This window comes from Streptomyces sp. NPDC041108 (genome assembly GCF_055592645.1).
Window position 1 is genome coordinate 145,357 of record NZ_JBVIYK010000014.1, and the last position, 22,491, is coordinate 167,847.

The 22,491-nt window shown below is 69.6% G+C and carries 19 protein-coding genes and 1 pseudogene; 14 read left to right on the forward strand and 6 right to left on the reverse strand.

Annotation, left to right across the window (positions count from 1 at the left end; genetic code table 11):
* Positions 1-2 precede the first annotated feature (2 nt).
* Positions 3-674, reverse strand: coding sequence for a TetR family transcriptional regulator (locus ACZ6BB_RS32255; protein ID WP_471618652.1), 672 nt, complete (start codon positions 672-674; stop codon positions 3-5).
* Between the two features lie 100 nt (positions 675-774).
* Here ACZ6BB_RS32255 and ACZ6BB_RS32260 point away from each other — a divergent pair.
* The 3 genes and pseudogenes from ACZ6BB_RS32260 to ACZ6BB_RS32270 form a co-directional block, all read left to right on the forward strand.
* Positions 775-2,413, forward strand: a pseudogene (locus ACZ6BB_RS32260) (MFS transporter); the annotation flags it as partial.
* A gap of 265 nt (positions 2,414-2,678) precedes the next feature.
* Entirely contained in the window at positions 2,679-2,990 is a 312-nt protein-coding gene (locus ACZ6BB_RS32265) for a small hydrophobic protein (protein ID WP_471618695.1), read from the forward strand.
* Between the two features lie 20 nt (positions 2,991-3,010).
* Complete coding sequence (locus tag ACZ6BB_RS32270) at positions 3,011-3,178, forward strand: hypothetical protein (RefSeq protein WP_471618700.1); 168 nt, start codon at positions 3,011-3,013, stop codon at positions 3,176-3,178.
* Positions 3,179-3,199: 21 nt separating this feature from the next.
* Here ACZ6BB_RS32270 and ACZ6BB_RS32275 read toward each other — a convergent pair whose 3' ends face one another.
* Together ACZ6BB_RS32275 and aceE are read right to left on the reverse strand one after the other, a co-directional pair.
* Positions 3,200-3,955 carry a potassium channel family protein gene (locus tag ACZ6BB_RS32275; protein ID WP_471618653.1) on the reverse strand — a complete coding sequence of 252 codons (756 nt, stop codon included), beginning with the start codon at positions 3,953-3,955 and terminating at the stop codon, positions 3,200-3,202.
* 71 nt (positions 3,956-4,026) lie between these two features.
* Positions 4,027-6,774: a pyruvate dehydrogenase (acetyl-transferring), homodimeric type gene (gene aceE, locus ACZ6BB_RS32280; RefSeq protein ID WP_471618654.1), complete on the reverse strand. Its 2,748-nt coding sequence runs from the start codon at positions 6,772-6,774 to the stop codon at positions 4,027-4,029.
* Between the two features lie 413 nt (positions 6,775-7,187).
* On the opposite strand from aceE, the gene ACZ6BB_RS32285 reads away from it, so the two are divergent.
* From ACZ6BB_RS32285 to ACZ6BB_RS32310, 6 genes are all read left to right on the forward strand, one after another.
* Complete coding sequence (locus tag ACZ6BB_RS32285; protein ID WP_020115348.1) at positions 7,188-7,625, forward strand: DUF3052 domain-containing protein; 438 nt, start codon at positions 7,188-7,190, stop codon at positions 7,623-7,625.
* Positions 7,626-7,742: 117 nt separating this feature from the next.
* Entirely contained in the window at positions 7,743-8,201 is a 459-nt protein-coding gene (locus tag ACZ6BB_RS32290) for a peroxiredoxin (protein ID WP_471618696.1), read from the forward strand.
* 114 nt (positions 8,202-8,315) lie between these two features.
* Entirely contained in the window at positions 8,316-8,891 is a 576-nt protein-coding gene (locus tag ACZ6BB_RS32295; RefSeq protein ID WP_319363197.1) for a calcium homeostasis/redox stress adaptation protein, read from the forward strand.
* A gap of 172 nt (positions 8,892-9,063) precedes the next feature.
* Entirely contained in the window at positions 9,064-9,639 is a 576-nt protein-coding gene (locus tag ACZ6BB_RS32300) for a TerD family protein (RefSeq protein ID WP_409091346.1), read from the forward strand.
* Positions 9,640-9,764: 125 nt separating this feature from the next.
* A complete protein-coding gene (locus ACZ6BB_RS32305) occupies positions 9,765-10,910 on the forward strand; it encodes a DUF475 domain-containing protein (RefSeq protein WP_471618655.1) in 1,146 nt (381 codons plus the stop codon).
* Positions 10,911-11,019: 109 nt separating this feature from the next.
* Entirely contained in the window at positions 11,020-11,760 is a 741-nt protein-coding gene (locus ACZ6BB_RS32310) for a TerD family protein (RefSeq protein WP_471618656.1), read from the forward strand.
* A 12-nt stretch (positions 11,761-11,772) separates the two neighbouring features.
* Here the strand turns inward: ACZ6BB_RS32310 and ACZ6BB_RS32315 are convergent, their stop codons facing one another.
* A complete protein-coding gene (locus tag ACZ6BB_RS32315; protein ID WP_471618657.1) occupies positions 11,773-12,597 on the reverse strand; it encodes a TerD family protein in 825 nt (274 codons plus the stop codon).
* Between the two features lie 190 nt (positions 12,598-12,787).
* On the opposite strand from ACZ6BB_RS32315, the gene ACZ6BB_RS32320 reads away from it, so the two are divergent.
* From ACZ6BB_RS32320 to ACZ6BB_RS32330, 3 genes are read left to right on the forward strand one after another with little or no spacing between them, the layout of a single operon-like run.
* Positions 12,788-13,954, forward strand: coding sequence for an HpcH/HpaI aldolase/citrate lyase family protein (locus ACZ6BB_RS32320; RefSeq protein WP_471618658.1), 1,167 nt, complete (start codon positions 12,788-12,790; stop codon positions 13,952-13,954).
* Positions 13,955-13,974: 20 nt separating this feature from the next.
* Positions 13,975-16,608, forward strand: coding sequence for a phosphoribosyltransferase (locus ACZ6BB_RS32325; RefSeq protein WP_471618659.1), 2,634 nt, complete (start codon positions 13,975-13,977; stop codon positions 16,606-16,608).
* A complete protein-coding gene (locus ACZ6BB_RS32330; protein WP_471618660.1) occupies positions 16,608-17,426 on the forward strand; it encodes an HAD family hydrolase in 819 nt (272 codons plus the stop codon). Before ACZ6BB_RS32325 ends, ACZ6BB_RS32330 begins: the two co-directional genes overlap by 1 nt.
* An 18-nt stretch (positions 17,427-17,444) precedes the next feature.
* Here the strand turns inward: ACZ6BB_RS32330 and ACZ6BB_RS32335 are convergent, their stop codons facing one another.
* Complete coding sequence (locus ACZ6BB_RS32335) at positions 17,445-18,149, reverse strand: DedA family protein (protein ID WP_471618697.1); 705 nt, start codon at positions 18,147-18,149, stop codon at positions 17,445-17,447.
* Between the two features lie 157 nt (positions 18,150-18,306).
* On the reverse strand, positions 18,307-18,528 hold the full coding sequence (locus ACZ6BB_RS32340; RefSeq protein WP_471618661.1) for an FmdB family zinc ribbon protein: 222 nt from the start codon (positions 18,526-18,528) through the stop codon (positions 18,307-18,309).
* 470 nt (positions 18,529-18,998) lie between these two features.
* Between ACZ6BB_RS32340 and ACZ6BB_RS32345 the strand changes: the two genes are divergently transcribed.
* Positions 18,999-21,125: a transglycosylase domain-containing protein gene (locus ACZ6BB_RS32345; protein ID WP_471618698.1), complete on the forward strand. Its 2,127-nt coding sequence runs from the start codon at positions 18,999-19,001 to the stop codon at positions 21,123-21,125.
* A gap of 47 nt (positions 21,126-21,172) precedes the next feature.
* A complete protein-coding gene (locus tag ACZ6BB_RS32350) occupies positions 21,173-22,462 on the forward strand; it encodes a polysaccharide deacetylase family protein (RefSeq protein WP_471618662.1) in 1,290 nt (429 codons plus the stop codon).
* Positions 22,463-22,491: the final 29 nt, after the last annotated feature.

The following is a 22,491-nucleotide window of genomic DNA, read 5'->3' on the forward strand; positions in this document are numbered from 1 at the left end:
CCTCACGCTTTTCGGCCAGTGCGCCACTTTTCGGCCAACGTCGGTCGTACGGCGTCCAGATGCGCGGCGGTCATTTCGCGCATCGCGTCCTTGCTGAGGTCGCCGCCCTGGGCCCACATGCGCTCGGTGACCCGCATCACCCCGCCGAACAGGGCCACCGCCACCCGCGGCCGGGGATCGGTGCGCACGTCGAGCCCCTCGCGCTCGGCGATGATCCGTTCCAGCTCCCGCGCGACCTCGTCCGAGCGGCGCAGATGGGCGGCCAGCAGGGCGGGCGTCGACTCGATCATGCCGTAGGCGCGCAGATAGAGGTCGACGGGGACGACCCGGTCCACGGCCTCGCCGATGGCGTCCCAGCCCTCCAGCACGGCGTTGCGCATCGCCTCCAGCGGAGCCTCGTGCGCCGGGCGTGCGCGCACGGCGGCCAGGAAGTGCGCCTGGGTGAGATCCATGGCCGCGAGGGCCGCCTCCTCCTTGCCCGCGAAGTAGCGGAAGAAGGTGCGCTGCGAGACGTCGACGGCCTCGGCGATCTCGTCGACCGTCGTCGTCTCGTAGCCCTGGGTGGTGAACAGTTCCAGGGCGGCCCGCAGCAGCGCGTCGTGGGTGCGCTGCTTCTTCCGCTCGCGCAGCCCGGGCCGCTCGTCCGTCGTCGCCGCCGTGGCAGCCGTCTCCATGAACCCTCGTCTCCACCCGCCCCTGCGGCGAGTGACGTGACAGTTACCGACTTGTGAATTGGTTTGTCAACTGTCAGTCGCTGTCATTAGTCTCGCGCGTATGACTAGTCAGACCACTGTCGACAAGACGGGACCGGGGGACAACACGCCAGTCGTCCCGTCGGACCCGACGACGGACCGGGGCCGGGGCCTGCGCGGCCATCCCTGGTTCACCCTCCTCACCGTGGCCGTCGGCGTCATGATGGTCGCCCTCGACGGCACCATCGTGGCGATCGCCAACCCGGTCATCGCGGACGACCTCAAGGCGAGTTTCGCCGAGGTCCAGTGGATCACCAACGCGTACTTCCTCGCGCTGGCGGTCACCCTCATCACCGCGGGCAAGCTGGGCGACCGCTTCGGCCACCGCCAGACCTTCCTCATCGGGGTGGTCGGCTTCGCCGCCGCCTCCGGGGCCATCGGCCTGTCGGACTCGGTCGCCTTCGTGGTGACCTTCCGTGTCTTCCAGGGCCTGTTCGGCGCGCTGCTGATGCCGGCCGCGCTCGGCCTGCTCCGGGCCACCTTCCCCGCCGAGAAGCTGAACATGGCGATCGGGATCTGGGGCATGGTCATCGGCGCCTCCACCGCGGGCGGCCCGATCCTCGGCGGCTTCCTGGTGGAGAACGTCAGCTGGCAGTCGGTGTTCTGGATCAACGTCCCCGTCGGCGTCCTCGCCCTGGCCCTCGGCGCCTGGATCCTGCTGGACCACCGCGCCGAGAACGCCCCGCGCTCCTTCGACATCCTCGGCATAGCCCTGCTGTCCGGAGCCATGTTCTGTCTGGTCTGGGCGCTCATCAAGGCTCCCGAATGGGGCTGGGGAGACGGCCTGACCTGGACCTTCGTCGCCGCGTCCGCCGCCGGGTTCGGCCTCTTCGCCTTCTGGGAGACGAGGGTGAAGGAGCCGCTGATCCCGCTGGGCCTCTTCCGTTCCGTCCCCCTGTCCGCGGGTGTCGTCCTGATGGTCCTGATGGCCATCGCCTTCATGGGCGGCCTGTTCTTCGTGACGTTCTACCTCCAGAACGTGCACGGGATGAGCCCGATCGACGCGGGTCTGCACCTCCTCCCGCTCACCGGCATGATGATCGTCGGTTCGCCGCTCGCCGGCGCGCTGATCACCAAGGCCGGGCCGCGCGTCCCGCTGGCCGGCGGCATGGCCCTCACCGCGATCGCCATGTACGGCATGTCGACGCTGGAGACCGACACCGGCAGCGCCGTGATGTCCCTGTGGTTCGCGCTCCTCGGTCTCGGTCTCGCCCCCGTCATGGTCGGCGCCACCGAGGTCATCGTCGGCAACGCTCCCCTGGAGCTGTCCGGTGTCGCCGGTGGCCTCCAGCAGGCCGCGATGCAGATCGGCGGCAGCCTCGGCACGGCCGTCCTCGGTGCCGTGATGGCCTCCAAGGTCGACGGCGACCTCCCGGCCAACTGGGCGGACGCCGGTCTGCCGCCGCTCACCGAGGCACAGCTCGGCCAGGCGTCCGAGGCCGTCCAGGTCGGTGTCCCGCCGGTCGCCGAGGGCACCCCGCCGGAGGTCGCGGCGAAGATCGCCACGGTCGCGCACGCCACGTTCATGTCCGGCATGGGCCTGGCGTCGCTCGTGGCCGCCGGTGTGGCGGCGGTCGCCGTCCTCGTGGCGTTCCTCACCAAGCGCGGCGAGAACGCGGAGGCGGGCGCCGGAGCGGCGCACATCTGACCGCTCCACCGCTGCTTCACGCGCGGGTTTCCGCCCGTGTTCGCTCATCAGGGTGACAGCGCCGAAGATCGCTTCCACCCCGTACGCGCCGCAGGTCACAGTGGGTCAAGTACTCCGCACGGCATGGTCGTTGCCGGCGGGGGGACCCGGGGCCTGCGGCGCGCTGCCGGAGGGGGGCAGCGCGCTCGGCCGGCTCCGCCAACATCCCCTGGTTTCAACCACCGAGCAGGGGTACCCGTCGTTCCGTACGCGAACTGACCGCAAGGTTCAGGGAGTTGATGACGATGGCGGGCTTCGGACACGGTACGCGCAGGCACCCCCGAGCACGTGGCCGGACGTGGTCACAGACCGGGCCGGATCGCGCGACCCTGGGGATCGTCGGAGTCATCTGCGCGGTCGCGGGATTCTTCGTCCTGGGCATCGTTCTCGGCCCGGTGGCGATTCTCTGCGGCTGGCTGGCGATGAACCGCACCTGGTCCGGCACCCGCCCCGTCCCCGCGGTCGTCGCGGTCGTCCTGGGCGCGATCGACACGATCCTGGCCATCATCTGGCTCGCGGGCACGGCAGGGCCGGGCACCGGTCTTCTCTGACCCGAGGCGCGCGGACGTCGTTGCCGGGTGCGTCGCGGCTGGTCGCGCAGTTCCCCGCGCCCCTGAAGAAGCAGGGCCGCACCCCTGAAGATGCAGGGCTGCACCGCTGCTTCTTCACGGCCCGCAGGGGCCGTGTCTTCCAGGGGCGCGGGGAACTGCGCGAGAAGCCGCGACGCACCCGCACCTGACACCGCACCCCGAACGCGCCCTCAGCGGCGCTGCTCAGGCACCGCGCCGGACGACCGCAACGCCGACACCTCCGCCCGCAACAGCCGCACCTCCTCCGCCAGCTCGGCTATCGCCGCGGTCTGCCGCCGCTCCTCCTCGTCGTCCTTCTCGAACCGCGCTATGAACCAGGCCGCGATGTTCGCCGTCACCACACCCAGCAGCGCGATCCCGGACAGCATCAGCCCGACGGCGAGCACCCGCCCCAGCCCGGTCGTCGGCGCGTGGTCCCCGTACCCCACCGTCGTCATCGTCGTGAACGACCACCACACCGCGTCGTCCAGCGTGTGGATGTTCCCGTCCGGCGCGTTCCGTTCCACGGACAGCACGGCCAGCGATCCGAACATCAGCAGCCCGATCACCGCCCCGCCGACGTACGTCGTGAGCTTTATCTGCGAGGCCATCCGCGCCCGCTGTCCGACCAGCAGCAGCGTCGCCACCACCCGCAGCAGCCGCAGCGGCTGGATCATCGGCAGCACCACGGCCGCCAGGTCCAGCCACCGTGTCCGCACGAACTCCCGGCGCCGGTCGGTGAGCGCGAGCCGGACGACGTAGTCGAGCGCGAACGCGCCCCACACCCCCCACTCGGTGACCTCGCACCACCACTGGACGTCCTCGCTGGCGTCGGGCCGGACGATCGGCACGGCGTACGCCACCGCGAACAGGGCCGCCAGGACGAACAGCGGCCGCTGAGTGTGCTGCTCCCACCGGACCTGTGCCGAGACCGCTTGCTGCTTCATGGGCGCATAGTAGAAAACGTGAAGGGGTGGTGAACCCACCGGTTCACCACCCCTTGCCCCTGAAGCGGGTGCTATGCGTCGCCTCCCGCGGCGCCCGGGTCCGCCGCGGCCACGTCGAGCAGCTGGTACCGGTCGATGGCCTGCTTCAGCAGCGAGCGGTCGACCTTGCCCTCACGCGCCAGCTCGGTCAGCACCGCGACCACGATCGACTGCGCGTCGATGTGGAAGAAGCGCCGGGCCGCGCCCCGCGTGTCCGCGAAGCCGAAGCCGTCCGCGCCCAGCGACTGGTACGTGCCCGGCACCCACCGCGAGATCTGGTCCGGCACCGACCGCATCCAGTCCGAGACGGCCACGAACGGCCCCTCGGCGCCGCTCAGCTTCTTCGTCACGTAGGGGACGCGCTGCTCCTCCTCGGGGTGCAGCAGGTTGTGCCGCTCCACCTCGACGGCCTCGCGGCGCAGCTCGTTCCAGGAGGTCGCCGACCAGACGTCCGCCTTCACGTTCCAGTCGGCGGCGAGGATCCGCTGCGCCTCGACGGCCCAGGGGACCGCCACACCGGAGGCGATGATCTGCGCGGGGATCGAGCCCTCCTCGCCGGCCCGGTAGCGGTGGATGCCCTGGAGGATGCCCTCCACGTCCACGTCCGCCGGCTCGGCCGGGTGCTGGATCGGCTCGTTGTAGACGGTGAGGTAGTAGAAGACGTCCTCGCCCGGCTTGCCGTCGGCGGTCTCGCCGTACATCCGGCGCAGACCGTCCTTCACGATGTGCGCGATCTCGTACCCGAACGCCGGGTCGTAGGCGACACAGCCGGGGTTGGTGGACGCCAGCAGCTGCGAGTGGCCGTCCGCGTGCTGGAGGCCCTCACCGGTCAGCGTCGTACGGCCGGCGGTCGCGCCCAGGACGAAGCCGCGCGCCAGCTGGTCGGCCATCTGCCAGAACTGGTCGCCGGTGCGCTGGAAGCCGAACATCGAGTAGAAGACGTAGACCGGGATGAGCGGCTCGCCGTGCGTGGCGTACGCCGAACCGGCCGCGATGAGGGAGGCGGTGCAGCCCGCTTCCGAGATGCCGTCGTGCAGCATCTGGCCCGTCGGCGACTCCTTGTACGCGAGCAGCAGATCGCGGTCGACCGCCTCGTACTGCTGGCCGAGCGGGTTGTAGATCTTCGCGCTCGGGAAGAACGAGTCCATGCCGAAGGTGCGGTACTCGTCGGGGGCGATCAGCACGAACCGCTTGCCGATCTCCTTGTCCCGCATGAGGTCCTTCAGTAGGCGTACGAACGCCATGGTCGTGGCGATCGACTGCTGACCGGACCCCTTCTTCACACTCGCGTACGTCTTGTCCGCGGGCAGCGGCAGCGGCTTCGCGCGCACGACACGCGTCGGGACGTACCCGCCGAGTCCCTTGCGGCGGTCGTGCATGTACTGGATCTCCTCCGAGTCCCGCCCGGGGTGGTAGTACGGCGGCGCGCCGGACTCCAGCTCCTTGTCGGAGATGGGCAGGTGGAGGCGGTCGCGGAAGCCCTTGAGGTCGGCGACCGTCAGCTTCTTCATCTGGTGCGTGGCGTTGCGGCCCTCGAAGTTCGGGCCCAGCGTCCACCCCTTGACCGTCTTCGCCAGGATGACCGTCGGCTGGCCCTTGTGCTCGTAGGCCGCCTTGTACGCCGCGTAGATCTTGCGGTGGTCGTGACCGCCGCGGCCCAGGTGCAGGATCTGGTCGTCGGTCATGTTCTCGACCATCGCGCGCAGCCGGTGGTCGTCGCCGAAGAAGTGGTCCCGGATGTACGAGCCGGTCTCGGTGGCGTACGTCTGGTACTGGCCGTCCGGCGTGGTGTTCATCCGGTTGACCAGCACACCGTCGCGGTCCTGCGCGAGCAGCGGGTCCCAGGAACGGTCCCAGACCAGCTTGATCACGTTCCAGCCGGCGCCCCGGAAGACCGACTCCAGCTCCTGGATGACCTTGCCGTTGCCACGCACCGGACCGTCGAGGCGCTGGAGGTTGCAGTTCACCACGAAGGTCAGGTTGTCGAGGTGCTCACGGGCGGCGATCGTCAGCTGGCCGAGCGACTCCGGCTCGTCCATCTCGCCGTCGCCGAGGAACGCCCAGACATGGGACTTGGAGGTGTCCGCGATGCCGCGTGCCTCCATGTACCGGTTCATCCGCGCCTGGTAGATCGCGCCCAGCGGACCGAGGCCCATGGACACGGTCGGGAACTCCCAGAAGTCCGGCATCAGCCGCGGGTGCGGGTAGCTGGACAGGCCGTACGGCGCCTTCGACTTCTCCTGGCGGAACGCGTCCAGCTGCCGCTCGTCGAGCCGGTCCAGCATGTACGCGCGGGCGTAGATGCCGGGGGAGGCGTGGCCCTGGAAGAAGATCTGGTCGCCGCCGTCGCCCTCCTCCTTGCCGCGGAAGAAGTGGTTGAAGCCCACGTCGTAGAGGGAGGCGGAGGACGCGAAGGTCGCGATGTGGCCGCCGACGCCGATACCGGGCCGCTGGGCGCGCGACACCATCACGGCGGCGTTCCACCGGGTCGCGTTGAGGATCTTCCGCTCGATCTCCTCGTTGCCCGGGAAGAACGGCTCGGCCTTGGTGGGGATGGTGTTGACGTAGTCCGTGCTGCGCATCTCGGGCACGGCCACGCGCTTCTCACGGGCCCGCTCGATGAGCCGGAGCATCAGGTAGCGCGCGCGCTCACGGCCGCGCTCGTCCACGGCGGCGTCGAGCGAGTCGAGCCACTCCTGGGTCTCCTCGGGATCGAAGTCAGGGACCTGACTCGGAAGGCCGCCAATGATGATCGGATTGCGATCGGATCCGGAAGCCACGCTGTTCCTTAGCTGTCAGAGGGCCGCTCTTCAGGGGTTCTGCAAGGGTGTTCTCTAGGTGCCTGCACCGCCCCCATCGTGTACCTCAAGGACGTAAACGTCACCTCTACCGAGAGGTAACCAGGGCGGTCGCCCGCTCGACAAAGGTAGTAAAGGTATTCGATGCTCGTACCCCCGGATGGTTGCCGAATGCACAAAACGGGCAGAACGGTGTGGTGTGCGTCACGTGAGGCGGTGAATCGCCGCAGAGAGTTGCGGTGACACGGCCCGGATCGTCACCGTTTCGGCGGTCTGGAAGGCTGGGTACTTGCGCGATCGGTCCCGCCCGTGTGGACTACGGCCATTGCTTCGCGCACGCGCGTGGCTCATTCCCCAGGGGGCGACCCCACCCGAACATGATCAGGAGGCAACCCGTGAGCGCGACCGCGGACCACGCGGAGGAGCGGACGAACCCTGCCGCAAGGCTGGGGTTCCAGCCCGAGCAGGTGGTCCAGGAGATCGGCTACGACGACGATGTCGACCAGGAGCTCCGCGAGTCCATCGAAGAAGTCGTAGGCAGTGAGCTGGTCGACGAGGACTATGACGACGTGGCCGATGCCGTCGTGCTGTGGTTCCGAGACGACGACGGCGACCTGACCGACGTACTGGTGGACGCCACCACGTACATCGAGGAAGGTGGCTCGATCCTGCTGCTGACGCCCAAGACCGGGCGGGACGGCTATGTGGAGCCCAGCGACATCTCCGAAGCCGCGACGACCGCGGGGCTGTCCGCCTCGAAGAGCGTCAGTGTCGGCAAGGACTGGAGTGGGAGCCGGCTGGTGACGCCCAAGGCGGCGAAGTCGAAGAAGTAGTGACGTGAACCCGCGCCCCCGGAGCGAGGCCCCTCGGGGCCACCCTTCCGGGGGCGCGGTGTTTCCCCTGCGTAGGCTGGGCCACCCGAACGGCCCATGAAGGGACTCAGGAACATCATGGCGATCCAGGTCGGCGACAAGGCTCCCGACTTCGAGCTGAAGGACAACCACGGGGCCACCGTGCGGCTCGCGGACTTCCGCGGCGAGAAGAACGTGGTGGTGCTCTTCTACCCGTTCGCGTTCACCGGCGTCTGCACCGGCGAGCTGTGCGAGCTGCGGGACAACCTGCCCAAGTTCGTGAACGACGACGTGCAGCTGCTGGCGGTGTCGAACGACTCGATCCACACGCTGCGGGTCTTCGCCGATCAGGAGGGCCTGGAGTACCCGCTGCTGTCGGACTTCTGGCCGCACGGCGAGGTGTCCCGGGCGTACGGCGTGTTCGACGCGGACAAGGGCTGCGCGGTGCGCGGCACGTTCATCGTGGACAAGGAGGGTGTCGTCCGCTGGTCGGTCGTGAACGCCCTGCCGGACGCCCGCGACCTGAACGAGTACCTCGCCGCCCTCGACACCCTGTGATTCTTCGGTTCCAAGCCCTACGGGGATCGGGAACCCGTCACTAGGATCGACACGTTGATCCGACACCAACGCAACGCAGGGGTTTCTCGCCCCTGAGACCAAACGGAGGACTTCGTGGGAGTCAGCCTCAGCAAGGGCGGCAACGTATCGCTGACCAAGGAGGCGCCGGGCCTGACCGCGGTCATCGTCGGACTGGGGTGGGACATCCGCACCACGACCGGCACCGACTTCGACCTGGACGCCAGTGCCCTGCTGCTGGACGCGTCGGGCAAGGTCAGCAGCGACGCCAACTTCATCTTCTTCAACAACCTGAAGAGCCCGGACGGCTCGGTCGAGCACACCGGTGACAACCTCACCGGTGAGGGCGAGGGCGACGACGAGCAGATCAAGGTCAACCTCGCGACCGTCCCGGCCGAGATCGAGAAGATCGTCTTCCCGGTCTCGATCTACGACGCCGAGAACCGCCAGCAGTCCTTCGGCCAGGTCCGCAACGCGTTCATCCGCGTGGTGAACCAGGCCGGCGAGGCGGAGATCGCCCGTTACGACCTCTCCGAGGACGCCTCCACCGAGACCGCCATGGTCTTCGGCGAGCTGTACCGGCACGGCGCCGAGTGGAAGTTCCGCGCCATCGGCCAGGGCTACGCCTCGGGTCTGCGCGGCATCGCCCAGGACTTCGGTGTGAACGTCTGAGTCACGGGGGAAGTAGCCCCCTGGGCTCGCCGACTCACCACGTCCGGCGCCGCCGTCGTCACCGACGGCGGCGCCGGACGCGCTCGTACGACGGGGGGCGGGCGGTCCGCGCGTACGCACACAACTGAACAGTTGAGCCACTGAAGCTCGAAAATCGGGGAGGAACAGCACCATGGGCGTCACACTCGCCAAGGGAGGCAATGTCTCCCTCTCCAAGGCCGCGCCGAACCTCACGCACGTGTTGGTCGGTCTCGGCTGGGACGTCAGAACCACCACCGGAGCACCTTTCGACCTCGACGCCAGCGCCCTGCTGTGCCAGGGCGGCCGGGTGCTGGGCGACGAGTGGTTCGTCTTCTACAACAACCTCAAGAGCCCCGACGGCTCGGTCGAGCACACCGGAGACAACCTCACCGGTGAGGGCGACGGCGACGACGAGTCGCTGATCATCGACCTCTCCCGGGTGCCGGTCGCCGTCGACAAGATCGTCTTTCCGGTCTCCATCCATGACGCCGAGAACCGCGGCCAGGCGTTCGGCCAGGTCAGCAATGCCTTCATCCGCGTCGTCAACCAGGCCGACGGTCAGGAACTCGCCCGCTACGACCTGTCCGAGGACGCCTCCACCGAGACCGCGATGATCTTCGGCGAGGTCTACCGCTACGGCGGCGAGTGGAAGTTCCGAGCGGTGGGGCAGGGGTACGCGTCCGGTCTGCGGGGCATCGCACTCGACTTCGGTGTGAACGTCTCGTAGCGCTTTATGCGCAAAAGCCGGGGCCGTGTGGGGTGCGTGGGGTGCCCGACTAGACTTCGGGTTCAAAGTTTCGCAAAGCCGCGCGCGGCGCGGGGGAACCCCGTACACACACGATTGGGTAGCCAGTGGTTCTGAAAACCTTCGGCTGGTCGTTCGCGGTCACCGCGCTCGGCTTGGTAGCAGCCGTTCTCTACGACGGATGGACGGCGCTCGGGCTCGTCGCGATCCTGTCCGTCCTGGAGATCTCGCTGTCGTTCGACAACGCGGTGGTCAACGCCGGGATCCTGAAGAAGATGAATGCCTTCTGGCAGAAGATCTTCCTCACCATCGGCATCCTGATCGCCGTGTTCGGTATGCGGCTGGTCTTCCCCGTCGTCATCGTCGCCATCAGCGCCAAGCTGGGTCCGATCGAGGCCGTCGACCTGGCGCTCACGGACAAGGACCAGTACCAGCAGTACGTGACCGACGCCCACCCGTCGATCGCGGCCTTCGGCGGTATGTTCCTGCTGATGATCTTCCTGGACTTCATCTTCGAGGACCGGGACATCAAGTGGCTGGGCTGGCTGGAGCGCCCGCTGTCCAAGCTCGGCAAGATCGACATGCTGTCGGCCTGCATCGCGATGATCGTCCTGCTGATCACCTCGATGACCTTCGCGACCCAGGCCCACCAGCACGGCGGCACCCATGCCGACAAGGCGCAGACCGTCCTGATCTCCGGACTCGCGGGCCTCATCACCTACCTCATCGTGGGCGGTCTCTCCGGCTACTTCGAGAACAAGCTGGAGGAGGACGAGGAGCGCGAGCACGAGGAGGAGGAAGCGGCGGCGCGCGCCGGCAAGCCGCGCTCGGCCGTCGCCCTCGCCGGCAAGGCCGCGTTCTTCATGTTCCTCTACCTGGAGGTCCTGGACGCGTCCTTCTCCTTCGACGGAGTCATCGGCGCCTTCGCCATCACCAACGACATCGTCCTGATGGCGCTGGGCCTCGGCATCGGCGCGATGTACGTCCGGTCGCTGACCGTGTACCTGGTCCGCCAGGGCACCCTCGACGACTACGTCTACCTGGAGCACGGCGCGCACTACGCGATCGGCGCCCTGGCGGTGATCCTCCTCGTCACCATCCAGTACGAGATCAACGAGATCATCACCGGTCTCATCGGTGTGGTCCTGATCGGCTGGTCCTTCTGGTCCTCCGTGCGCCGCAACAAGGCACTGGCGGCCGAAGAGGGAAAAGCTGACGCCGCCGACAAGGCGGCGGTCTCCTCCGGGGTGTGACCACCCATGGGGTGAGGGCAGGCTCTGAGCGGGGCGGCCGACGAGGACTCGTCCTCGTCGGCCGCCCCGCTGGTGGTTGACGCGACGAGACGGCGGGTGTGGGGCGGGCATGGGTTTCCTGGACAACCTCTGGCGGGGGCGGGCCTCGGAGTTCGACGCGGGCAGCGCGGCGACCAACGCGATCGAGCTGACCAAGCGGCACCAGAAGGTGTCACTCTCCAAGCAGAACGCCGCGGCGGGCCATCTGCGCGTCAACCTGTCCTGGCGGATGCGGACCTCCGACATCGGCGGGCCCAAGCGGCAGAGCGTGCTGCGGCACCCCTTCAGGGCGCTCCGGCCGGAGGAGGTCCAGGCCCACAGCCAGAGCATGGTGAACGTCGACCTCGACCTCGGCTGTCTGTACGAGCTGGCCGACGGGACCAAGGGTGTCGTGCAGCCGCTGGGCGGCTTCCTCGGGGACATCAACGAGCCGCCGTACATGCGGCTCAGCGGGGACGACCGGTTCGGGTCGGGGTCCGGCGAGACGATGTACATCAACCTGGACCACCGCGAGGCGTTCCGGCGGATGCTGGTGTTCGTCTACATCTACGACCAGACGCCCGCGTTCGACCGTACGCACGCGATCGTGACCCTGTACCCGAGCAACGGTCCGCGCATCGAGATAGGCCTGGACGAGAGGCACCCGCAGGCCCGGTCGTGCGCCGTGGTGATGATCGAGAACGTCAAGGGGGAGCTCACCGTCCGCCGGGAGGTGAAGTTCGTCTACGGCTTCCAGGCCGAACTCGACCGGTTGTACGGGTGGGGGCTGCAGTGGGGGCGGGGCTACAAGAGCAAGGCCGAGCGCTCCTGACGCCCCCGGTTCTCAGCGGCCGATGAACTGCGGTCCCTGCGGCGGCAGGCGGAAGTCGGGGTCCAGGGCCGCCGCCGTGGGCTGGGGGTAGCCGTACGCCGGGCCGTTGGTGGTGGCCGGGGCCGGCTGGGGCTGCGGATAGCCGTAGCCGGACTGCTGCGTGGCGGCCGCCGGGGGGTAGCCGTACCCGGGCTGGGCCGGGACGCCGGCCGGGGGCTGCTCGGGAGGCAGCGGCGCGGAGGTCTCGGGGGACGGGGGCCGCGTGGTGGCCGTCTGGTCGGCCCCGGCGGCGGTCGACTCGTCGACCATGATGCCGAAGTTCGTGGCGAGACCCTCCAGGCCGTTGACGTACCCCTCGCCGAGTGCGCGGAACTTCCAGCCGCCGCCGCGGCGGTACAGCTCGCCGCAGATCAGGGCGGTCTCCTCGCCGGTCTCGGGCTTGACGTCGAAGTACGCCAGCGGTTCGGCGTCCGCGACCGTGGCGTCGTACAGCAGGATGCGCAGGGACGGTACGCGGTCGAAGGTGACGTCCCCCGCGGAGGCCACCAGGAGAATCTGGCCGACGGCGGACTCGACACCGGCCAGGTCGGTCTGGATCGTGTCGGTGGGGCCCTCGGCCACCCGCTTCTGGCCGAGCCGCCACACCTTGCCGGAGGGGTGGCGTGGCTGGTTGTAGAAGACGAAGTCCTCGTCGGACCGTACGCGGCCGTCGGGGCCGAGGAGCAGCGCCGAGGCGTCGACCACCGGGACGCCCTGCCCGGGCGACCAGCGCAGCACGGCGCGGACCGCCGTGGCTTCGATCGGGATGTTCGACCCCTTCAGCATCGCGTGCGTCATGCGGTCATCCTGCCCTCTCGGTCCTGATCACGACAACGCGGGGGCGGCGAACCGCCGGTGCAATCGTTCAGAGCCCGACATGGCCGGGTTACCAGAACTTCACGCCCGGTGGAAACTGATGTCACACATTTGTACGTACTATTACCGGCCACGATCGTGACCGGACGCCCAGCAGCAACGGGGGAACCACATGCGTCATTTCGGGCACATCGCCCCTGAGCAGCGCCAGCGTCTCTTCTACCGGGAGCCGGGAGTCTTCGGCGCCGACTCCCCGGCCCGTGTGCTCGCCGCCGCGCTCGGTGCCACGCTCTACAGTCCGGCCACCCGGGAACGGCTGGCCGACGACGTCGTCAAGCAGGCCGGACGCGGTGTGGTCTCCATGGTGCTGTGTCTGGAGGACTCCATCGGCGACGCGGAGGTCCCGGGCGCCGAGGAGAATCTCGTCCGCCAGTTCGCCGACCTCGCAGAGCGGCCGGATGCCGACCTTCCGCTGCTGTTCATCAGGGTCCGCCTCCCCGAGCAGATACCCGACCTGGTGCACCGTTTCGGCCCGGCCGTGCGCCTGCTGTCGGGGTTCGTCTTCCCGAAGTTCACCGAGGAGCGGGGCGTCGCGTTCCTGGAGGCGCTGACCGCCGCCGAGGCCGCGAGCGGCCGACGGCTGTTCGGTATGCCGGTGCTGGAGTCGCCGGAGCTGATGTACAGGGAGACGCGCGTAGAAGCGCTCCAGGGCATCGCCCACACCGTCGACAAGTACCGCGACCGGGTCCTCGCGCTGCGCCTCGGCGTCACCGACTTCTGCTCCTCCTACGCCCTGCGCCGGGCCCCCGACATGACCGCCTACGACGTCCAGATCGTCGCCTCAGTGATCGCGGACGTGGTCAACGTGCTCGGGCGGGCCGACGGCACCGGGTTCACGGTGACCGGGCCGGTGTGGGAGTACTTCCGGGTCCAGGAGCGCATGTTCAAGCCTCAGCTGCGCACCAGCCCCTTCCTGGCGAACCGGGCCGGAGAGCTGCGGGAGTCGCTCATCGAGCACGCGCTGGACGGTCTGCTGCGCGAGATCTCCCTGGACCAGGCCAACGGGCTGCTCGGCAAGACCTGCATCCACCCCTCGCACGTCCTGCCCGTGCACGCGCTGTCCGTGGTCAGCCACGAGGAGTTCCACGACGCCCAGGACATCGTGCGGCCCGAACGTCACGGGGGCGGTGTCCTGCGTTCCGCGTCCCGCAACAAGATGAACGAGGTCAAACCGCACCGCGCCTGGGCAGAAAGGGTTCTGCAGCGTGCCGAGGTGTTCGGTGTCGCCAACGAGGACATCGGGTTCGTGGACCTGCTGGCCGCGGGTCTGCCCGACTGACCGCCACGACTGAGGAACAGATGATCAACGCAGCGAACGACACGACAGGTACGCCCGGCCCGTCCGGCGAGATCTGGTCCGGGGCCTGGGTCCGTGCGCGGCTCGGGGTCGAACTGGTCGGGGACGAGGAGCTGAGCGACCTGCTGGGCCTGGCGCTGCGACGCAACCCCAAGCGGGCGCATCTGCTGGTGTCGAACGTGCTCGGCAAGCATGTGCCGCAGTCGCCGGCCGTCGTCCACGGGCACGGGTTCGCGCTGGGCCGCCGGGTGCGGGAACTGCTGGGGGAGGCCGGGACGCGGACCGCGGTCGTCCTCGGGTACGCCGAGACCGCCACCGGGCTCGGGCACTCGGTCGCGGACGGGCTGGGCGAGGCGCCCTACCTCCACTCCACCCGCCGCCCCGTCGAGGGCGTCCACCGGGCGGGCGGCTTCGAGGAGTCCCACTCCCACGCGACCTCGCACCTGCTGCTGCCGGAGGACCCCACCCTGCTCGCGGGGCGGGGGCCGCTGGTGCTCGTCGACGACGAGTTCTCCACCGGCAACACGGTCCTCAACACCATCCGCGCGCTGCACGACCGCTATCCCCGCGAGCGGTACGTCGTCGTGGCCTTGGTCGACATGCGCTCGGCCGCCGACCAGGGGCGGCTGACCGAGTTCGCCCGGGAGATCGGGGCGCGGGTGGACCTGGTGACCGCGGCGAAGGGGACGGTGCGGCTGCCGGACGGCGTCCTGGAGAAGGGGCAGGCGCTGGTCGCGCGGTACGAGACCGCGTCCCCCGCGTCCCCCGCGCCGGCCGGGACGGGCGGCGCCTCTCGGGTCACCCGGATCGCGCTGGGGTGGCCCGAAGGTGTCCCCGACGGTGGCCGGCACGGCTTCACCCCGGCGCACCGCGCCCGCCTGGAGCGCGCGCTGCCCGACATGGCCGCACGCCTCGCCGAGGCCCTGCCGCCGGCGGCCCGGCGGGTGCTCGTGCTCGGCTTCGAGGAGCTGATGTACGCGCCGCTGGCGCTGGCCCGCGAACTGGAACGCCTGGTGCGGGGGAACGGGGTGGAGGTCCGGTTCTCCACCACCACGCGGTCACCCGTCCTCGCCGTCGACGACCCGGGCTACGCGATACGCAGCCGCATCGTCTTCCCCGCCCACGACGACCCCGCGGACGGGCCGGGGGAGCGGTACGCCTACAACGTGGCCGGCGGCGGCTTCGACGCCGTGGTCGCCGTCGTCGACTCGGTGGCCGACACGCCCGCCCTGCACGCCGCCGACGGCCTGCCGGCCACCCTCGCCGCCCATACCCCCGCCGTGCTGCTCGCCGTGGTGCCGTCGTACGTCCCGCCGGCCTCGCGCAGCCGCGACGCACGGCTCCGTCCGGGCGCCGGGGAACGTGCGTCCGGGGCCTTCGAGTCCACACCGTCCGGCGGGGCACCCACCCCGGCCGTCCGCACCGCCGAACGTCCGGCGCCGACGCCCCCCGACCCGCACCTCACCGAAAGGCCCTCCATGCTCCCCGACCCCCTGCGTGGTCCCGACTTCTCCTCCTACGCGGCCGACGAGGTGGGCTGGCTGCTGAGAGACCTCTCGGACGTGACGCTGGAGGCGCCCACCGAGGAGCGGGAGGAGGCGATCCAGAGCGGGGGCGCCCACTACGCGGAGTCCCTGCCGGTCGAGTACCAGCCGAGCGACCAGTACCAGGCCCTCTTCCACAGCGCCCTCGAAACCTCCGCCGAACGCATCGCGGCGGCCGTGGGCGTGGTGACCGAGTCCGTGCTGGCCGAGCGGTCCGCGCGGCCCGTGCTGGTGTCGCTGGCCCGGGCCGGGACGCCGGTCGGCGTGCTGATGCGGCGGTGGGCGCGGTACCGGCACGGCATCGACGTGCCGCACTACGCCGTGTCCATCGTGCGCGGACGCGGCATCGACGCCAACGCGCTGCGCTGGCTGGCGGCCCGCCACGACCCCGCCGACGTCGTGTTCGTCGACGGCTGGACCGGCAAGGGCGCGATCACCCGTGAACTCGCCGCCGCACTGCTGGAGTTCGAGAAGACCGACGGCATCACCGGCTTCGACCCGGAGATCGCCGTGCTCGCCGACCCGGGCTCGTGCGTGCGGACGTACGGCACGCGGGAGGACTTCCTCATCCCGTCCGCCTGCCTCAACTCCACCGTCTCCGGGCTGATATCGCGGACCGTGCTGCGCGCGGACCTCGTCGGGCCCGACGACTTCCACGGGGCCAAGTTCTACCGGGAGCTGGCCGGCGCCGATGTGTCGGTGGCCTTCCTGGACGCCGTCTCCGACCGCTTCGAGGACGTCACGGCCACCGTGGACGCCCGGGTCGAGGAGCTGCTCGCCGGCGACCGCACGCCCACCTGGGAGGGCTGGGCGGCCGTCGAGCGCATCAGCGAGGAGTACGGCATCCACGACGTGAACCTGGTCAAGCCCGGCGTCGGCGAGACCACTCGGGTGCTGCTGCGCCGGGTACCGTGGAAGATCCTCGCGCGGGCCGGGGCGGGCGCGGACCTCGACCACGTACGTCTGCTCGCCGAACAGAGAGGGGTACCGGTGGAAGAGGTGGCCGAACTGCCGTACACGTGCGTGGGGTTGATCCACCCGCAGTACACGCGGGGCGCGACCGGCGCCGACGGCAGGGCGGTGACGGTCTGATGCCCGGTCCCCGCGTTCTCGTCGCGAGCGATCTCGACCGTACGCTCATCTACTCGGCCGCCGCGCTCGCGCTGACCATGCCGGACCCGCGGGCGCCCCGGCTGCTCACCGTCGAGGTGCACGAGAGCAGGCCGCTGTCGTACATGACGGAGACGGCCGCGGGGCTGCTCGCCGAGCTGGGGGACGCGGCGGTGTTCGTGCCGACCACGACCCGGACCCGCAAGCAGTACCAGCGGATCAACCTGCCGGGGCCGGAACCGGCCTATGCGATCTGCGCCAACGGCGGGCACCTCCTCGTGGACGGTGTCACGGACGTCGCCTGGCACGAGCGGGTCACCGCCCGGCTCGCGGACGAGTGCGCGCCGCTCGGCGAGGTGCGGGCCCATCTGGAGGCCACGGCGGACCCGGCGTGGGTACGCAAGCACCGGGTCGCGGAGGACCTGTTCGTCTACCTCGTCGTCGAGCGTGAGCTGCTGCCCGAGGAATGGGTGAAGGATCTCGCGGTCTGGGCCGAGAACCGGGGGTGGACCGTGTCCCTCCAGGGACGCAAGATCTACGCCGTGCCGAAGCCGCTCACCAAGTCGGCGGCGATGCGGGAGGTCGCGCGGCGCACGGGGGTGGAGCTGACGCTGGCCGCGGGTGACTCGCTGCTCGACGCGGATCTGCTGCTCGCGGCGGACCGGGCCTGGCGGCCCGGTCACGGGGAGCTGGCGGACGAGGGGTTCATGGGACCCGGGGTGACCGCGTTGCCCGAGCGGGGGGTGCTGGCCGGGGAGCGGATTCTTCGGGAGTTCCTGCGGGCGTCGCGGGAGCGGTGAGGTTTTCTCCGGTTCCGATCAAGGGGCGGGGGTGCTGTGATCGGCGGGCTGTGGGCCGTTCGTGGCTTGTCGCGCAGTTCCCCGCGCCCCTGAGGGGCGGCTGCGCCTGCCCCTCTTCAGGAAGCGGGCCAGTGCGAAGGTCAGCACCGCCACGGCCGCCCCTGCCAGCACGATCTTCGAGTACGTCGAGGCGATCGCCGTCACCTCGGTCCAGTTCGCTCCGAGGAAGTAGCCGGCCAGGACGAAGGCCGTGTTCCACAGGGCGCTGCCCAGGGTGGTGAGCAGGGTGAAGACGGGCAGGGGCATGCGTTCCACGCCGGCCGGTACCGAGATCAGGCTGCGGAAGACGGGGATCATACGGCCGAAGAAGATCGCCTTGGTGCCGTGCCGGAGGAACCACGCCTCCGTCCTGTCGATGTCCGAGACCTTGACGAGGGGCAGCCTGGCGGCGAGGGCGACCGTGCGGTCGCGGCCGAGGAGGGCGCCGACGCCGTAGAGGGCGAGGGCGCCCACGACGGAACCCGCGGTGGTCCACAGCAGGGCGGCCACGAGGCTGATCTGCCCGGTGCTCGCGGCGAACCCGGCGAGGGGGAGGATGACCTCGCTGGGGATCGGCGGGAAGAGGTTCTCCAGCGCGACGGCGATGCCCGCGCCCGGCGCGCCCAGCAGATCCATCAGACCGATGATCCACAGGGGCGCGCCGCTCATCGACTCCTCTTGCATGGCTGTCATGGGGGCACGCTAGGTGAGCGAAGCTGAAGAGAGCCTGAGGGGGCGGTGAGAGCCCGGCGGCCTGGCTGAAAGTATGCTTAAACGGACCCCTGCCGCAGGGGTCCGGTGAACGCTCCCGGGGCGGTGACCGTTGATCGGAGTGTGTTGATCAAGCGCAGCATCCGCCGCCGCAGCATCCACCGCCACCACCGCCCGCCCGGGGCGCGGGTGCGGACGCGGCGGCCGAACCTCCGACGGCGACCGTCGACAGGAGTTTGACCGTGTCGGAGTGGCCGCCGGGGCAGTCCGCGGGGGCGGACGACTCGGCCATCGGGCGGCTCAGTTCGAAGGTGTCGCCGCAGGTCCGGCAGCGGTATTCGTAGCGAGGCATGGGCCCAGGCTAACCGCCGTCCGCGCGGCGGCAAGGGTCCTGCAAAATGGCTGGTCGGTCACACTGGCCAGATTTTCACGCCACTGACAGAAGCAGTTGTGAAAGTGACTGATAATTTGTGGTCGCCGTGTGGAGGCCGGAAGGCCGGGGGAAGAGGGGGCTCATGGCCGCGCGAGTTGCGGCTGTGACCTGCCACACGGGCGATGCCAAGTGGGGAGGGGGGACAGTCATGACTGCTGTCCTTTGCCGATCGGGAGCCACGTCTCCTGGTCGAACAGTTGCCGTGCGTGGGCGAAAGGTTGCCGCGCACCGCCGAATAGTTGTCGCGCATCGCCCGGGCCGCCCGTACGAGGGGGTCCGCCTTGACTAGCCAGGGCAACCCGGCCGGCTCCGAGGGCGAGGACCGCGCACGCCGTCGGCGTGCCCAGGGAGAGGGGCGGACGCAGGAGGTCCGGGAGTCCGACCTCACCATGCAGCTGAAGCTCCCCCCTGCCCCGCCGGACGAGACCATGCAGCTGCGGCTGCCCGAGCCGGGTTCGTTCGACCTCCCGCAGGCACAGCCGAAACCGGGCGGACGAGGCCGGCGCAAGGCGCCGAGGCCGTCCGTTCTGGCCAGGTTCACCGCCGTCGCGGGGGCGCGGCTGGCCCCTTTCGCGCCTTTCGTCAGCCGGATGCGTCCGCAGTACCCCCGCCCGGGCCGGACGGACTGGCGCCGCTGGGTGCCGTCCTGGCGCCAGTCGCTGGGCGCCGCCGGTCTGGCCGTGGGCGCCAGCGGCATGTTCCTCACCGTCGCCTACGCCGCCACGGACATACCCGCCGACCTCAACACCTTCGCCACCCAGCAGGACAACGTGTACTTCTGGTCCGACGGCACCCCCATGGCCCGTACCGGCTGGGTGCGGCGGCAGGCGATGCCGCTGAAGGACGTCCCGGAGGACGTGCGCTGGGCGGTGCTCGCGGCGGAGAACTCGAGCTTCTACTCCGACCCCGGCATATCCTTCAGCGGCATCACCCGCGCCCTGGTCCGCACCGTGGGCGAGGGCGACACCCAGGGCGGCTCGACGATCACCCAGCAGTACGTCAAGAACGTCTACCTGACCCAGGACCGCTCGCTCGGCCGCAAGTTCGACGAGGCGATGATCGCCCTCAAGCTCGACAACCAGATGAGCAAGGACGAGATCCTGGAGGGCTACCTCAACACCAGCTGGTTCGGCCGCGGCACCTACGGCATCCAGCGCGCGTCCCAGGCGTACTACGGCAAGGACGTCAGCGAGCTGAACGTCAGCGAGGCCGCCGTCCTCGCCTCCCTCCTCAAGGGCGCCGGCCTCTACGACCCCTCCCTCAGCAAGGCCAACCGCGCGCGGACGGTCGATCGCTGGGACTGGACCCTGGACCGGATGGTGGCCATCGGGAAGCTGTCCGAGGCCGAGCGCGCCAAGTACACGAAGTTCCCCCAGCCGCTCGACCCGTCCAACCAGTACGACACCGGAAAGCAGAGCGACTACCTGGTGGAGCTGGCCTCCCAGTACGCGAAGAAGGCCGCGAACATCACCGCCAAGGAGTTCGACCGGGGCGGCTACCAGATCTACACGACCTTCGACAAGGACCGGCAGACCGAGCTGACCGACGCCGTCACGAAGGCGCGCAAGGGCGTGACCAAGAAGTACCCGAAGAAGGCGAAGGCCGCCCACTTCGGCGCCTCCTCGGTCGACGCCGAGGGGCGGATCCTGGCCGTCTACGGCGGCCCCGACCACCGCAGACAGGGCTACAACGAGTCGAACGCGACCACCGTCCCGTCCGGCTCGGCCTTCCTGCCGTTCGTCTACGCCGCCGGTCTGGAACACGGGGTCGTCAAGGAGCGCGGCGGCGCGGCTACACCTGTCACCCCGCAGTCGGTCTACGACGGCAACGACGGCGTCCCGGTGACGACCCCCGAGGGGCCGTACTGGGACCGGGACGGCGACCGGGTCTCCGCCCACAACGACGGCAAGAAGTCCTGGGGCCCGATCAGCCTGCACAACGCCCTCGCCGGATCGGTGAACACACCCTTCATGCAGCTCGGCATGGACACCGGGCTGGCCAAGGTGCGCAGGACCGCCGAGGCTGCCGGATTCCTGCCCTCCAGCTTCGGGGCCCAGGTGCCCGCGCTGTCCGTGGGCAGCGCCACGCCCAGCGCGATCCGCATGGCCAGCGGCTACAGCACCTTCGCCGCCCAGGGCAAGCACACCGAGCCGTACTCCGTGCGCAAGATGACCCACAACGGGTACCGGGTCCCCCTGAACACCCCCAGGCCCGAGCGCGCGGTGGGCGCCGACGTGGCCGCCCAGGTCACCTCGGCGCTCACGGACGCCTTCCGCACGGCCCACCCCACCGCGCCCGGCGCCGCGTCCTACGAGGTGGCCGCCAAGGGCGGGACGACCCAGGACGACAAGGCCGCCTGGTACGTCGGTACGGCCGAGAACGTGTCGACCGCCGTCGTCGTCTACCGCATCGACCTCACCAAGAGCCTGGAGCCGCTGCGGCTCGGCGGGATCGCCGGAACACCCAATGCCGGCGTCCCCTACGACATCTGGTCCCGTGCGATGAGTATCGGCTGATCACCGATGAGCAACCGCACCCGCCACCCTCGCAGAATGAGCCGCACATGACCTCTGGCAGCAAGCCGCACAAGGGCCACCGTCGCAAGGCGCGCCCGCAGCGCCGCCGTACCACGCGTCCGCAGTTCCTGACCCTGGCCGCGCTCCTCGTGGTCGCCTCGCTCGTCGGCGGGTACATGGTGCTCAACCGCACGGGCGGCACCGCGCCGACGGCCTCCTCGGCCGGCAGCGGGAGCACCAAGGGGTCCGCGAGGAAGCAGCCCGTGTGGGACGGCAAGACCAAGGTCATCGGGGACGGCTCGACCTCCTACACCGGCCCGCAGAAGGGGCGGCTGAAGGCCGTACCGCTGAAGAAGGGTGAGAAGCCCCCGCAGTTCGTCGTCTTCTCCTGGGACGGCGCGCTCGCGGGCGACGACAACCTCTTCGACCACTACCGGCAGATGGCGAAGCGGTACGACGCCCACATGACGTTCTTCCTGACCGGCATCTACCTGCTGCCCAAGGCGAAGCGGGACCTCTACGACCCGCCCCGGCACGACAAGGGCGCCGCCGCGATCAGCTACCCCACCGACGAGCACATCCGCACGACGCTGGACGAGCTGGGCAAGGCATGGAAGGAGGGCAACGAGATAGGCACCCACTTCAACGGACACTTCTGTGGTCCGAAGGGCGGCGGCGACTGGAGCGTCGCGGAGTGGAAGCAGGAGATCAAGGAGTTCAACGACTTCCTCGCCAACTGGAAGACGAACACCGGAGACAGTGACCTCGCGCCGCTGCCCTTCTCCGTCGACGCCGTCAAGGGCGGCCGGGCCCCCTGTCTGGAGGGCCAGGACAACCTGCTGAAGGCCGTCAAGGACTTCGGCTACCGCTACGACGCCAGCTCCCCGGGCGCCTACCAGGTCTGGCCCAGCAAGAAGAACGGCATCTGGGACTTCCCGCTGCAGCTGCTCCCGTACGGCGACGAGTACCAGGCGCTGTCGATGGACTTCAACTTCCTCCACAACCAGTCGGGCGGTTCCACCGAGGGCGACCCCGCCATGTACCCGACGTGGCAGCAGAAGACCATCGACACCTACATGGCCGGCTTCAACCGCGTCTACTACGGCAGCCGGGCACCCCTGCTCATCGGCAACCACTTCGAGCAGTGGAACGGCGGCATCTACATGAATGCCGTCGACGAGGTCATCAAGAACGTGTGCGTGAAGAAGGACGTCAAGTGCGTGTCCTTCGACGAACTGGCCGACTGGATGGACGTCCAGTCGCCGCAGACCCTGGCGAACCTGCGCGGACTCGACCCCGCACAGGCACCGGCCGACTGGGCCTCGGTCGTGAAATAGCCCCACAGATACCCATGTTGCGCACTTGT

Coding starts and splice junctions, on each gene's coding strand:
- ACZ6BB_RS32265 (WP_471618695.1), top strand. CDS start 2,679: ATGACGATGGCGGGCTTCGGACACGGTACGCGCAGGCACCCCCGAGCA.
- ACZ6BB_RS32275 (WP_471618653.1), bottom strand. CDS start 3,955: ATGAAGCAGCAAGCGGTCTCGGCACAGGTCCGGTGGGAGCAGCACACT.
- ACZ6BB_RS32335 (WP_471618697.1), bottom strand. CDS start 18,149: ATGCAAGAGGAGTCGATGAGCGGCGCGCCCCTGTGGATCATCGGTCTG.
- ACZ6BB_RS32290 (WP_471618696.1), top strand. CDS start 7,743: ATGGCGATCCAGGTCGGCGACAAGGCTCCCGACTTCGAGCTGAAGGAC.
- ACZ6BB_RS32310 (WP_471618656.1), top strand. CDS start 11,020: ATGGGTTTCCTGGACAACCTCTGGCGGGGGCGGGCCTCGGAGTTCGAC.
- ACZ6BB_RS32255 (WP_471618652.1), bottom strand. CDS start 674: ATGGAGACGGCTGCCACGGCGGCGACGACGGACGAGCGGCCCGGGCTG.
- ACZ6BB_RS32345 (WP_471618698.1), top strand. CDS start 18,999: ATGCAGCTGAAGCTCCCCCCTGCCCCGCCGGACGAGACCATGCAGCTG.
- ACZ6BB_RS32320 (WP_471618658.1), top strand. CDS start 12,788: ATGCGTCATTTCGGGCACATCGCCCCTGAGCAGCGCCAGCGTCTCTTC.
- ACZ6BB_RS32330 (WP_471618660.1), top strand. CDS start 16,608: ATGCCCGGTCCCCGCGTTCTCGTCGCGAGCGATCTCGACCGTACGCTC.
- ACZ6BB_RS32340 (WP_471618661.1), bottom strand. CDS start 18,528: ATGCCTCGCTACGAATACCGCTGCCGGACCTGCGGCGACACCTTCGAA.
- ACZ6BB_RS32315 (WP_471618657.1), bottom strand. CDS start 12,597: ATGACGCACGCGATGCTGAAGGGGTCGAACATCCCGATCGAAGCCACG.
- ACZ6BB_RS32350 (WP_471618662.1), top strand. CDS start 21,173: ATGACCTCTGGCAGCAAGCCGCACAAGGGCCACCGTCGCAAGGCGCGC.
- ACZ6BB_RS32325 (WP_471618659.1), top strand. CDS start 13,975: ATGATCAACGCAGCGAACGACACGACAGGTACGCCCGGCCCGTCCGGC.
- ACZ6BB_RS32300 (WP_409091346.1), top strand. CDS start 9,064: ATGGGCGTCACACTCGCCAAGGGAGGCAATGTCTCCCTCTCCAAGGCC.